Below are 13628 nucleotides of genomic sequence, written 5' to 3'. Positions count from 1 at the left end.
GAGCTTAATTCGCTAAATAAATGGTTAAGCAACCTCAAGTTGTTGAAGCTAGCTGTTTGAGTTGCTTGGCGACGGATCATTTAGCTTAATAAGTGTTTCTTAACGACATGCTCAGTGTAATACAGCGGAAAAACGAGATGTTTTTGCTCAAGGGCCGACGAGCCTTGAGTTCCTGTCAACTTGATCGTTTTATGTGGATTGCATTTCTCTATATATGACTGTAGCGATTTAGCTCTTGTGCGTTTGCCACTTTTTACTTCGACAGGGATGATATCCCCTTCATCCGTTGCCAAAATAAATTCGATTTCGGCACGGGCGTCATTCCATGAATAACTTGGGTCAATGCCAATGGCGGTGAGTTCTTGCTGCACAAAGTTTTCTGCCACATACCCTTTGTATTCATAGTTTTGTTGCTTGATCTCTTTATAACTACTACCCAGCATATGATTGAGCAGGCCTACATCAAACAGAAACAGCTTGACCATATTTTCTTTTTTATAGGCCGCCAGAGGCGATTTCGGCAACCCTTCAATAGGATAGTTTGGCAAGGCTAAGCGGCAGCAGTTAAGCCAATGGATTGCGGTTTCAAAATCGCTATAACGAGATTTACGCTCATGCACATGTTTAAATTTAAAGCGTTTAACGGACTCATCGCTCACAAGTGATAGCTGCGCTGGAATGCTATTGAACACCGATTCAATTAGTGTGGCATCGACCTTGCCCGCGTATTTACCAAAATCGCGGCGATAACCTTCAACTAAATCGGCATGAATTTTAGAGACTTTTTCAACACGCTCTAAAATGCTTGATTCTTTAAACTGATACCAAGCAGAAACCGCTTCCGGCATACCTCCTGTAAAAAAATAGTCCGTCAGTTTCTCCATCAATTTAGTGTGTACTGCCGCCGTGCTTGCCTGGGCTTCAAAGGCTTTGATTAGCGTTTGTTCGTTTGATGCGTAAATAAATTCTTGGAAGGTCAGTGGTCGTAAATTGTATTGCTCTACCTTGCCAACGGGAAAGGTGTTGAGCAAACCAATGTTCGAGCCGCTGGCCGCGACAAAATAGGAAGGTGCTTTTTCAGCAAAATACTTTAGTGAGGTAACGGCACGTTCACATTCGCCAATTTCATCTAAGATCAGCAGATCGGTTTCTGGGTTGAACGTTTGGTTGGTCAACAGCTCAATGTTCATTAACAGCTCGTCAGGAGACAATGAGCCATCGAACGCTTGTTTGTAAGCTGGGTTTTCAAGGAAGTCGATACGAAGGACGTTGGTAAACGTATTACCAAACAACTCTTGCAGCAGATACGTTTTACCCGTTTGCCTCGCGCCATCGATCAATAATGGCTTACGCATAGGTTGGTTTTTCCACGCAATTAAGGCGTTGAGTAAGATGCGCTGCATTGTCTTTTCCTGCCTATTAAGATTGTTAATCGGCCTACACTATAACCTATTTTACACATTTATGCGCATAAAAGTGGGTTTTTTATCATTTTTATGCGCATTAAAGTGCGCATAGAATTCGTTTGATGATGGTAATGGGCGCATCACTCGCCTATTGACTGATTTAGCTCTGGCGCAAGTGGAGAAACGCTCGATTCGTTTTTACGCTATGTCGGTCAGTATTCTTGCCCGTCGCCAAGCCTACTATGACATTTTAGAGTCCACTCAAAGGGGCGATGCAGATATTACTCCTTGGTTAGTCTGGTTTTTTGAAACCCTCAATGATTGCTTATTCAATGCGATGGCAGATGTGAGCAGAACGCTGTCGAAAACTCTGTATTGGCAAAGTGTCGACCAATCTTTATTGAGTCAGGAGCAAGCTAAAGTGCTCAATCGGATGTTAGACGGCGATTTTGAACTAGGGATTAATAGTAGCCAGTACCAAAAAGTCGCGAAGGTGAGTCGCGCCACCGCCACCCGTCATCTAGTGCAATTGGTCGAACAGCGCTTTTTAGTAAAAGCCGACGCCGGCGGCCGAAGTACGAGGTACTTATTGCCGAGTGGGAAATAGAGGCAAGTTTACCTTTGTGGTGGTGCTCAATTATCACTTGCCGAACATTTTCCCGTGTGGAGTTACGGCCTTTATCGTAAGTAATCGATTAGTTTAAAGCCTAGGCTGTATTAACTCTCTATCGTAAAAGATAAAGCCATCCCACAAATCGCAATTTGAATCAAATTGTTATGTGATATATTCGCTACAACTTTGATTGTTAGTGTTGGGGTATATCTGGCTATGGAACAGGTCGGGATTTACGAAAAGCTTATTACTCAACTCGTTGAGCAGCGCTTAGATAAGGACATATTTTTTGTTGGAGAAAGGAAGCTAGAAGTTGCTGAGGCAAGTATTTGGCTCTCACGTTTTCTGACTAAAGTAATTGAATATGTGATTAATTCAGTTCCCGCCGATGAAAACCAAGTATTCAATCAAATCAGTTTGGCTAACCGGTTAGTGATGTGGCTCAAAGAGCACATTAACGATGATGATTTTATTGATGAAAATCTTATCGATAGCCAAGGCCGAATACTCACGGCTCTTTTTAACAAACAAAACCCGATAGCGACTGACTTACCTAAATATACGGCCGGCATATTTCCATTAACGGGGCTCACTCAAAGCGAGCTTTTTTGCGGGAGTAATGCGGGATTATCACTTGAAAGTGAGCTTAAACGTGAGATCCGTTCATCGGATAAAATCTATTGGCTGGTGTCATTTATCAAGTGGGCGGGGATTCGTATCTTCAAGCATGAACTTGAGGAATTTACACGTAGTGGTAAAGAGTTACGCATCATCACTACATCGTATATGGGCGCGACTGATGCTAAAGCCGTCGAGTTTCTAGCTGGTTTACCTAATACCCAAGTCAAATTAAGTTACAACACTAAACGCGAAAGGTTGCATGCAAAGTCCTATTTATTTCTACGAAATACGGGTTTTCATACCGGTTATATCGGTTCTTCAAATTTATCGCATTCTGCATTGACTAGTGGGCTTGAGTGGAACCTTAAGATCACCACCCAAGAAATTCCACACATCATTGATAAATCGCTCAGTACCTTTGAAACTTACTGGGAATCGAACGAATTTGAGCTTTTTAGCGGTGATGTGAGCAGCAAAGAAAAGTTAAACAATGCGCTCAAAGAAGCGAAAGGCAGTGGCACTGAACCGAGCTCATTTCATTTTGACATTAAGCCGTTTGCGCATCAGCGAGAAATCCTCGAACAGCTTGCAGTAGAGCGAAGCGTTCATGGCCGTTTTAAAAATCTCATCGTCGCGGCAACCGGCACGGGTAAGACGATTATTTCCGCGTTCGATTTCGCGCGGTTTTATAAACTGCATCCAGAAGCCAATTTTCTATTTGTTGCCCATAGGCAAGAAATTTTACAGCAAGCCCTCGGCGCTTATCGGGGTGTGTTAAAGAACAATCAATTTGGCGAGTTGTGGGTAGCAGAGCATAAACCTAATAGTTACAAACATTTATTTGCATCTATCCAAAGCTTGAATCTGCAACTTGATAACCTGCCATTAGTTGCTGATTTTTATGATTATATTGTGATTGATGAAGTCCATCACGTTGCTGCGAATAGTTACCGTGGGCTATTAGCTCATTTTGAGCCGACGATTTTACTTGGGCTCACGGCAACCCCTGAACGGCATGATGGTGTGGATATTTTGGCTGACTTCTGCGGTGTCATTGCCGCTGAAATACGTTTACCCGAAGCCATTAATCAACGGCATTTATGTCCATTTCAATATTTTGCGATCGATGATGCGACAGATCTTCGCAAGTTAAATTGGAGCCGTGGTCGTTATGACGTCGCTGAGCTGAGTAATTTATACACTCACAATGATCAGCGTGTGACGCGCATTATTCGCAGCCTAGCTGAAACCGTAACTGATATAGACAATATTAAGGCATTAGCCTTTTGTGTCACCAAGGAACACGCCGAGTATATGGCGAAGAAGTTCAATTTGGCTGGGATCAGCGCCGATGTGCTGACCAGTGATAATAGCGCTGAACGGCAACAAAAACGGCAGAGCTTGGTCAGTGGCAAATTATCCATTTTGTGTGTAGTGGATATTTTTAACGAAGGTGTCGACATTCCAGAAGTGGACACCTTGTTGTTTTTACGGCCAACGGAAAGCTTGACCATATTCCTGCAGCAACTTGGCCGTGGCCTGCGTCTCACCGATGATAAGCAGTGCTGCACAATATTAGATTTTGTCGGCAATTCACGCGATGAATATGATTTTTCTCAGAAATTTAGAGCGTTAGTCGGTAAAACCAATCAGTCGATTAAAGATGAAATTCTCAATGATTTTCCGCATCTACCGCTAGGGTGCCGAATTGAACTTGAGGAAAAAGCACAGTCGATGATTTTGCGTAATATTAGCCGCGCAACGCTCAATGCCAATCGATTAACCAGTCTAATGGCAAACTTTAAACATCAAACTGACTTGCCGCTCACGCTAGGCAATTTTTTACGCATGAATCCGCAAGTGAGCCTTGAAGATATTTATCGCATAAAGATTAATGGCCAAAGTGGATGGACCTTGTTAGTCGAGGCCGTTCAGGGGAATAAGATTGCAGAACCTGCAGTTCAGCCCGATTTAGCCAAGGCTTATTATCGCGCGATTAACTTCCACTTACTCAGCTGTACTTCATTATCCTATTTAAAATTTATCAAACAGTTATGCGAAAATGATTTTGTATTTGACGGGCAAGATCCTATTCAAAATCAGTTTGCCTTGATGTGCCATTACAACTTTTGGGATAAATCAGGTAAGGCTTTAAACGTTAAAAGTTTAACAGCTAGCTTGCAGATGCTACGCAACAAACCGTTACAGGAAGAGTTATTGGCCGTATTGGCGATACTGATCAACCGGATACACCATCAAGAAATGGATTTGGAATTGGCGCAGCCCAGCGCATTGAAAGTGCATTCTCGTTATACTCGTGAGCAAATTTTAGCTGCGATGGGTGCAAGCACATTTGAAGCTAAATCGCCTTCAAGAGAAGGTGTGCTTGCGATTAATGAGCAAAATCTTGAATGTTTATTTGTGACGTTAAACAAATCAGAGAAGCAGTTTTCACCGACAACCATGTATCACGACTATGCCATTAGTGAACATCTGTTCCACTGGCAATCGCAAAATAGCGCGCGGCCAGAACTAGGTAGGGGTCTTAGTTATATTGAGCAACAAAAGCTGGGGAAAACCGTGCTGTTGTTTGTTCGAGAGCAGTCAAAAGATGAAAATGGCCGCACTATGGGATTCGTGAATTTTGGCAAAGTGCATTATGTCAGCCATAACGGTTCACAACCCATGAATGTCACATGGCGATTAGAACAACCAATCCCTGATGTAATGTGGCATGACGCGGCTAAACTGGCAGTGGGCTAAGTACTACTTCCCCAGTCTTTCTGCTAACAACTCCATCAAAAACTCGATCAATACACTCACCTTAGTCGGCAAATATTTCCGCTGCGGATAAACCGCGTAGATGCCATGTTCTGGGAGGGGATGGTCTGCGAGCAAGGCTTGTAGGTGGCCTGTTTGTAAGTCGGTGTCGACCATGAAACGGGGCAGGTTGGCTATGCCTAAACCATCGAGTGTGGCTTGGTGGATGGCATCACTATTATTGACTTGGTAGTTACCGTTCGGCTGGATACGAGTGGGGCCCTGTGGGCTTAAGAAGGTCCATTCAACACCATCACGAAAATATGAGTAGAACAAACAGTTATGTTGGCTGAGTTGCTGTGGCGTTTGTGGCGCAGCGTGGCGAGCAAGATACTCGGGTGACGCGCAAATCACACTTAAACAAGGGGCAATTTTACGGGCAATAAGACTTGAATCTGGCAGTTCGCCGATGCGAATCGCCAGATCGAATCCGCCAGCAATTAAATCGGTGGTCTTATCATCCATCTGCATTTGCAGCTGTATTTTCGGGTAACGACGCAGAAACTCGGGGATTAAAGGGGCGATATGCAAGCGGCCAAATACCATAGGGACAGCGATGCGCAAATTGCCCTGAGGCGCTTGCTGTAGCTCTGAAATAGCGTCCAATCCTTCCTCTGCGAGTTTAACTGCAGGGCGAACATAGTCGAAGTAGCGGGCGCCCGCTTCGGTAAGACTCAAGCTGCGAGTGGTACGGTGCAAAAGTTGAATACCCAGACTTTGTTCTAATAGGGTAATGCGTTTACTCACCGCCGATTTACTCAGCCCAAGCTTTTGACTTGCCAGTGAAAAGCTACCGCATTCCACGATAGTGACAAAGATAGGTAGTGCCGAAAAGTGCTCCATGGTGTCCTTAGATTATCGCGTTCCCCTGCCATTATTGTTGATGATACCTCAACAGTCAGTTTTTATTATCGTGGTTATCATCGCCCTTGATGCAAGGTAGACTAATGCACTTGCTGATTGCGGGTGTCGACTGTGGAGCCTAGTTATTTTCGCGCTCATTGCTCATGTTTATCGCTTATCTTGATTACTGCTAGGCAGCTAGCCACAGCATTGCCGCAATCGCCGATGTACCATTCTCGATGCCACTGAACGGCATGGGATGGGTCTTAGCTATTTTGTCAGAAAGAGAGTTCCTATGTCCTTGCCTTACCAATGGATTTTGTTCGATGCCGATGAAACCCTATTTTATTTCGATGCTTTAAAAGGGCTTAAGTTGATGTTTAGTGAGTTTGGGGTCGATTTTACCCAAGCCGATTTTGACGAGTATCAGTTAGTTAACAAACCGCTTTGGGTCGATTATCAAGATGGCAAGATAACTGCCGCCGAGTTGCAGACCATACGTTTCGAGCCTTGGGCAGCCAAATTATCTGTCACGGCCATGACGCTCAATAGTGCCTTTTTATCAGCAATGGCCGAAATTTGTTCGCCGCTACCCGGTGCTCGCGAGTTATTAGCCGCGCTGCAAGGTAAAGCTAAATTGGGCATCATCACCAACGGTTTCACTGAACTACAAACCGTGCGATTGGAGCGTACAGGCTTGCAGCATCATTTTGATATTTTAGTGATTTCAGAAAAAGTCGGTATCGCTAAACCCGATGTGGGTATCTTCGAGCACGCCTTCGAACTCATGGGCCATCCTGAGCGCGATGCTGTGCTCATGGTCGGCGATAACCCGCATTCAGATATCCAAGGCGGTATCAACGCCGGTATTCATACTTGCTGGTATAACGTCCACGGCCACGACGTACCTGCCGGTATCGCCCCGAACTATCAAGTGAGCTCACACCAAGAGCTATATAGTTTATTGTTCGGGTAAGTCAACAGGCACTCAGCTTATGCTATGAAGTCACTTAGCGAGTCAGCACTTCACGGATCTTACTTGCTTTATTTTTACCTATACCACCCACTTGCATCAATGCCTCTTCAGATGCTGTTACGACTGCCTCGACACTGGCGAAATGGCATAAAAGTTTATTGGCGAGTTTAGGGCCTACCTCGGGTAGGCTTTGCAAGATGAATAATTGCTGATTTTTCTTGCGTTTGGGCTTACGTCCCGTGAGGGTTAATTCATGTTCTCTACGGTTTAACTGAGTGGCGCAAAAATACAGAATTTTGGCTGTTTCAGTTTGCGATAAACTGCGCAGTATTGGGATGTGGAAATTGATTGAAATCGAGCACAGCGCCCCGATTAACGCTTCTCTGCGTATCTGGTAACATGCGATATCTTGTGTATAACCTTCGATAAGCAGGGCGGTATGATTTGGGCTCTGGGCTAATCTGGCCACCTGTGAGAATAGGCGCCCATCGCATAAGGATTGCACGAGATCGGGCAACGTTTTACGCTCAATCAGCCAACCATTGAGTTGATAATCACCCAATTTTAGGCGTTTTTTGATGAGTGAGAGATTTTCGTGCAGTGACAGCTCATAGATGATTTTTTCTGCATGTTCTCTATCGTCATAAAAGAGAGGGATTTTAGCCGCTGCCAATTTTAACCTCAACCGAGTGACATATTCAGGATTGTTTATGAGTGTAGTCAGGCTGAACAACAAGCACAAAAGTTGTCTTCAGCTTTCTGAGTCGCCTAGTTAAAATTTAGTTATACCTATATCTGTTCGTTTGGCCTGCTGCATTAAGACAGCGCTAGAAAATCAATGTGAGTTAGCTATGAGTGAATATCAGTATTATCGATTCGAATGTGTTAACAGTAGCTTGTCGGTCCCGCAGCGGAATAGATTAAGGAATATTTCTAGCCGAGCAGAGATCACTAGCCACTCCTTTTGTGTTCAATATCATTACGGTGATTTAAGTGCCGATCCAGAAGCCTTAATGATGGATTTTTTTGATATTGGCTTTTATTACACCAATTGGGGGCAAGTGAATGCGTATCTTAAATTGCCAGCCGGTACAATCCCCTGTGATTTCAAGGTAATAAATGCTGACTTTTATGTGTCTTTTGTCGAGAATAAGCAGAGCCAATTACTGATATTTACTTTAGAAGATGATTATCGCTACCGCGACGATGAGAGTGCCGAATCCTTTATGCTGCATTTGGTGGCACTAAGGACAGAACTATTAACTGGCGATTATCGTGCTTTGTATTTTCATTGGTTAAGCCAAGCCAACGATGATATGGCCTTAGAGCCCTTGCCGCTTATAGCCTTTGATTTTCACCAGTTAACCCAGGCGCAATTGGCATTTACCACACTCTTTGACATCCCTTTACCATCGATACGTGCTTTACATCTTTTGCTGCAGTCAATGCCTGCACATGTTCCTCAAACCACAGTATTAACGGCACAGCAGCAGGTGGCTAAGCTAACGGATGCCGAGAAGGACGCGTTGCTTTGTCGCTTATTTGATGAAGGGAAAATATTTGCGGCGGATGCGTATGCGCTCCTCAGAACGCAAGAAACACCAATAGAGTACTCCCACTGGGTAACCGTTGCATCGTTGCATCCATTCTGGCATGTAGCAGAAAAAGAAGTGATGCAAGAAGATCGCATGGCTGAGGCCGAGCGTCTTGCCCGTGAGACGTTATTGCGTAATGAACATCTTGAAGCGGTTTATAAAGCGCATCAAAGCCATTGGGATAGTGCTTTTGAGGAGGCGGCTCGTGGGTGTGCCAGTGGCTATGATAATGCCAGCCGTACCTTGCAAGTGTTGTTCGATGCTTATCAACTAAAACAATCTTCCAGCGAGTTTAAACAAAATTTTGATGTTTTTATTAGCAAAAATAAACAGCGTAAAGCACTGATTAAGCGGTTAGAACCGTTACAGAAAATTATGCTATCGCTTTGATTTAGTTATTTTAATGCCAATAGTTATGGCGCTGTGATCGAGTGATGTGTTTTGCTTTATTAAAAGTGAATTAGATTGAGTTACCCAAATAAAAACCCTGATAAATCAGGGTTTTTATTTATTAGATTGCAGTTAAACACGACAACACACTATTCAACGTTTTGGATCTGAATATTGATTATTTTTATTTTTACTTTAAATACAGATTATTGTATTTGTGATTTGGTCTTTTTGTTATTTTAGTCACCAATTTAGTCCCGTTTTGATTGGTGTCTACAAAGCATTTAAGTTGGTTTCAATCTTTTGGTTTTAATACGTTTCGCGTTTTTGTCGTAAAGACATTCTTCTTTGTGTTGCTTCAAAATACCAGTTTTACCTGTTGTAGCGTGTAATTGTCATTTTACCGGTTATAGCGTGTAAGTGTTGAATTACCTGTTATAGCGTGTAATATGTGATTGTTGGTATCTAAGTTAATGAAGGGCTTGATATGAAAGTGACAACAGCTAAACAGCTAAGTAATTATCTTAAAGATACTCGTCTATCCTTGAAGCTTTCTCAAAGCAAAGTGGCTAATAAAGTTGGCATTCGCCAAGATACAGTATCAAGCTTCGAGCAAAACCCCGATTCCACAAAGCTGGAGACGCTTTTTAAGCTCCTGGCGTCGCTCAATCTTGAATTAGAGGTTAAGAAGAGAGGAGCTAGCATTGATAATATTCGCTTGGATAACACCTCATTAGATGGCCAAGACTGGAAAGAGGAATGGTAATGGCGGCGTTAGATGTCTACATGAATGGCTATCTAGTTGGCGAATTTATCAAAACTCCGACAGGTGCCCACCAATTCAAGTATCACGAGGATTGGCTTAAATTGGTAGGTAGTCGCCCCATATCACTATCAATGCCACTACGAAGGCAAGCTTATATCGGCGATGAGGTTTACAACTTCTTCGATAACCTATTGCCCGATAATCCCGAAGTTCGTAATCGGATTGTTGCTCGCCATCAAGCCGCTTCCTCGCAGCCTTTTGACTTGCTTGCAAAGATTGGGCAAGACAGTGTTGGTGCATTGCAATTAATTCCTCAAGGCGAGTTGCCCATTAATGTTAGGCAGATAGATGCTAAACCGCTGTCTTCTGCTGAGCTAGAAAAGGTATTGAAAGGTTATTTGTCTGGTATCCCGTTAGGCATGCTTAGGGAGCAAGATGATTTCAGGATCTCTATAGCAGGTGCCCAGGAAAAAACTGCGCTGCTCAATATAGATGGGAAGTGGTGTTTGCCGCTTAATGCAACACCGACAACACATATTATTAAATTGCCCATTGGTACTATAAAGGGTCATTCGTTTGATATAGATATGTCTGATAGCGTGGAAAACGAATATCTTTGTATGAAGATCGCTAAGGCATTTGGCCTTGATGTAGCTGGATGTAACATCATGAAAGTCGGTGATATTAAAGCGCTTGTTGTTGAGCGATTTGATCGACGTTTAGCATCCGATGGCAGTTGGTTAATGCGTCTTCCACAAGAGGATTTTTGTCAGGTTCTGAATGTACCACCAGCAAAAAAATATGAAAGCGATGGTGGGCCAGGAATCCAAGCCATCATGGCTCAACTACTGGGGTCCGCAATGCCAGAACGAGACAGGCATGATTTTATGAAGGCTCAAGTCTTGTTTTGGTTACTGGGTGCTATTGATGGTCACGCTAAAAACTTCTCAATTTTTATTGATGCTGGTGGCGGTTATCGATTAACCCCCCTTTACGATATTTTATCGATCTATCCGGCTCTTGGGGGTAAAGGGCCTAACATTCGCGATGTAAAGCTGGCAATGGCGTTGAAGGGCAGTAAAGGTAAAAAGGTATTGCTAGAAAGCATATTTCCGAGACACTTTATTCAGACTGCTAAAACTGTGGGATTTGATACTGACAGTATGATAGGGATTATGACTGAAATGGCCGATATGCTCGATTTTGTGATCATGAAAGTCAGCAGAGAGCTTCCCGATGATTTTCCTGTTCAAATACGCGATTCGATTATCAGTGGATTAAAGAAAAGGGCTCAGCGCCTGAGCATCGAAAATCTTACTCGATTTTAGAAAAGCTTTTCCTTAACAAAAAGTTACTTATCTCAGAACACGCAACTATTGGTGTTTGGAATATCGATAAGCGTAGTGGAGTAAGCGTGAAAAGCTTCGTTCTTTCGAACTACGGTTATACAGTTTGGCATTTTTATAATCGAACACATATAAATGTAGCTATGTTGAATGATTGTAAAATTATTAACATTCAAAGCGTTGGCTTAACTTTTATCATTGGAAGTATAAATAATTGTTATGAAGTTGACAAAAAACCACAAGCAAAGTCTTTACTTTCACAATCTATTTGAAAGTAAACCGCTTGAAGCTATATCTGGTAGAGACGACTTGAATAATATTGTCTCTGAATTCGTGAGATTAAAAAGCTTGATTCCCTTGCAACGGCCAGAGACAGGAATCAGAACTGCTGGGGTCCAACGACCGAAATGCTATGTTACAACCTTTGCGCATGCTTATGGACAGCTTGAGCGTGTTCAGAACGCCAGAACTGTAGTCGAGTGTTTGGAAGATAAGTTAATTAACTTCCCTGGTTCCACTGTAATTACAAGGGAATGCGTCCAAGCATTACACCAGGCTCATGAAGGGTATTGCCGCGCAATGAATCATCTACATTTACTCATTGGGGAGCATAATTGCACCGTCAATAATACTGACTTCATAGAGGCTGGCTATAAAAAAATCAAATTAGAATATCTAAAATCTACCTATGCCTATCAAGATAAATATCAACCAGCCTTGGCTACTCTTGCAATGATTTTATCAGATTTTTATAGTCAGGATGCTAACCTGCCTTATAAACCGGAACGAGTTATAGATGCTATTGAGGATCTTTATAATGAAAATGCCCCACCTCATTTATCGCCTGATCCCAACGGCAAAGATTCAATTTTTCCAAAAGATAGAAAATCAAAATTTTTCTCAGAGGTGGTTAAATCATCACTTCTTGATGTTCCAAAACAGTTTGAGTGGTCTGGAAGAACAAAAGAAGAGCATAAACATATAGATATGAAAAGTTTTTACAAAAAATATATAAGTTATTGCATATATCCAGACGCTAGGTAAAAGTAGTCGGTCGCCTGGCCAACTATCTATTATCAATATTTTTTCCATCACAATCACTCCTGAACTACATTAAACGGGAGTGAGCATGAACTCATTAAATAAACTATCTACAGATCGCATCGTTCGTGAAGCGGAACGTAAATCAATCACCTCAATTTCACGTACCACTGCATGGTCACTTGAGCGCAGAGGTCTTTTCCCCAAACGCAGGCAGCTCTATCCACAGAGTACTTCAGTAGGCTGGCTCTTATCAGAGCTAACTGAGTGGGTCGCCTCTCGTCAAACGGTCAATGGCGGAGGAAAGTGCTGATGCAAAACCCAAACGACGATCACTTAGCGCTATTCATTGATGAGTATCGAATAGTCAAAAAACCTGAAATCCAGCGACTGCTCGGCATCAGTCGGTCAACTTTAGGACGAAGAATTAAGTCCGGGCAATTCCCACAACCTACCTTAATCCAAAATGGACGTTCATGCTGGTGCTTTAAAGATCTTCATGAATGGCTATCACACAGATGAATGAAATAGCAGGTTTGGGCCTGCTTTTTTATCAATGCGGCTGACACACTTTGAAGCAATAACAATACAGAGAATAACACCCTGAAAAGCCTTCAACCTCAGACGAACAGTGTAACTAGTGCCAGGAAAAGTAGCTAAGTGAGGCGGATATTAAAGAATATATCGCCGCCTTACGAACTAAAAGTCAAACAAAAGACCGTTACAATGACCAATAAAATCTATCAACGTCTATCCAATAAACCTAAAGTAAAGCGACTTAAACAAGCTTTTTGTATCAATGAACATAACTCACTTTTATTTGCATACAAAAATCATGCATATCATGTTTATAAACCCAAACTTAAAGGCTTAAAGAAAAGTATCGTCAATGCCATCATTTCTGATTACGAAGTAATGCTTAGCTTTTACAGTCGAGTTCTAGTGTGTCGTATAGATCTGCATCCTGGTCAATGCTCAGCTGATAACCAACTTATTAATCAATATCTAAAAAAGCTAACACACTTGCTAACTAAGCATTACGACTGCAAGGTCTTGTACCACTGTGCCAGAGAGCAGAACACCTCTGAGGTTGAACACTATCATGTAGAACTTATGTTGAGTGGTCATAAGATTAATCACTCTGAAAAGTTACTATCGCAAGCTAAATCTATGTGGGAACAGCATTCGAAGGGAACGGTCTCATTCGTTGA

At 42.6% G+C, this 13628-nt stretch carries 12 protein-coding genes and 1 pseudogene; 10 read left to right on the top strand and 3 right to left on the bottom strand.

The window, feature by feature from the left end:
* Positions 1-80: 80 nt before the first annotated feature.
* Positions 81-1403: an ATP-binding protein gene (locus Q4Q50_RS19865; RefSeq protein ID WP_311900793.1), complete on the bottom strand. Its 1323-nt coding sequence runs from the start codon at positions 1401-1403 to the stop codon at positions 81-83.
* Positions 1404-1527: 124 nt separating this feature from the next.
* Between Q4Q50_RS19865 and Q4Q50_RS19860 the strand changes: the two are divergent.
* Both Q4Q50_RS19860 and Q4Q50_RS19855 read left to right on the top strand, forming a co-directional pair.
* Positions 1528-2013 (top strand): annotated as a pseudogene (locus Q4Q50_RS19860) (Fic family protein); the annotation flags it as partial.
* Between the two features lie 222 nt (positions 2014-2235).
* Positions 2236-5403: a DUF3427 domain-containing protein gene (locus Q4Q50_RS19855; protein WP_311900792.1), complete on the top strand. Its 3168-nt coding sequence runs from the start codon at positions 2236-2238 to the stop codon at positions 5401-5403.
* Between the two features lie 3 nt (positions 5404-5406).
* Here Q4Q50_RS19855 and Q4Q50_RS19850 read toward each other — a convergent pair whose 3' ends face one another.
* Complete coding sequence (locus Q4Q50_RS19850; protein ID WP_259521539.1) at positions 5407-6303, bottom strand: LysR family transcriptional regulator; 897 nt, start codon at positions 6301-6303, stop codon at positions 5407-5409.
* Between the two features lie 295 nt (positions 6304-6598).
* Between Q4Q50_RS19850 and yjjG the strand changes: the two genes are divergently transcribed.
* Positions 6599-7279 (top strand): pyrimidine 5'-nucleotidase, encoded by a 681-nt coding sequence (gene yjjG, locus Q4Q50_RS19845; RefSeq protein ID WP_311900791.1) that lies wholly within the window; start codon positions 6599-6601, stop codon positions 7277-7279.
* Positions 7280-7313: 34 nt separating this feature from the next.
* On the opposite strand, the gene Q4Q50_RS19840 is transcribed toward yjjG, so the two are convergent.
* Entirely contained in the window at positions 7314-7952 is a 639-nt protein-coding gene (locus tag Q4Q50_RS19840; RefSeq protein ID WP_311900790.1) for an ERCC4 domain-containing protein, read from the bottom strand.
* A 178-nt stretch (positions 7953-8130) separates the two neighbouring features.
* Between Q4Q50_RS19840 and Q4Q50_RS19835 the strand changes: the two genes are divergently transcribed.
* The 7 genes from Q4Q50_RS19835 to Q4Q50_RS19810 all read left to right on the top strand — a co-directional run.
* Complete coding sequence (locus Q4Q50_RS19835) at positions 8131-9264, top strand: hypothetical protein (protein ID WP_311900789.1); 1134 nt, start codon at positions 8131-8133, stop codon at positions 9262-9264.
* 487 nt (positions 9265-9751) lie between these two features.
* A complete protein-coding gene (locus Q4Q50_RS19830; protein WP_208660398.1) occupies positions 9752-10030 on the top strand; it encodes a helix-turn-helix domain-containing protein in 279 nt (92 codons plus the stop codon).
* Complete coding sequence (locus tag Q4Q50_RS19825) at positions 10030-11358, top strand: type II toxin-antitoxin system HipA family toxin (RefSeq protein WP_311900786.1); 1329 nt, start codon at positions 10030-10032, stop codon at positions 11356-11358. Before Q4Q50_RS19830 ends, Q4Q50_RS19825 begins: the two co-directional genes overlap by 1 nt.
* Positions 11359-11595: 237 nt before the next feature.
* Entirely contained in the window at positions 11596-12420 is an 825-nt protein-coding gene (locus Q4Q50_RS19820; RefSeq protein WP_311900785.1) for a hypothetical protein, read from the top strand.
* 85 nt (positions 12421-12505) lie between these two features.
* Entirely contained in the window at positions 12506-12730 is a 225-nt protein-coding gene (locus tag Q4Q50_RS19815) for a helix-turn-helix transcriptional regulator (protein WP_311900784.1), read from the top strand.
* Entirely contained in the window at positions 12730-12939 is a 210-nt protein-coding gene (locus tag Q4Q50_RS22410; protein WP_084294849.1) for a helix-turn-helix transcriptional regulator, read from the top strand. Before Q4Q50_RS19815 ends, Q4Q50_RS22410 begins: the two co-directional genes overlap by 1 nt.
* A gap of 204 nt (positions 12940-13143) precedes the next feature.
* A partial coding sequence (locus tag Q4Q50_RS19810) for a YagK/YfjJ domain-containing protein (RefSeq protein ID WP_311900782.1) occupies positions 13144-13628 on the top strand: 485 nt, incomplete at its 3' end.

The sequence above is a fragment of the Shewanella scandinavica genome (assembly GCF_031932065.1).
GTDB classification, from domain to species: Bacteria; Pseudomonadota; Gammaproteobacteria; order Enterobacterales; family Shewanellaceae; genus Shewanella; species Shewanella baltica.
Note: the sequence above shows the minus strand (reverse complement) of the source record. Positions and strands in the feature narration are given on the sequence as shown.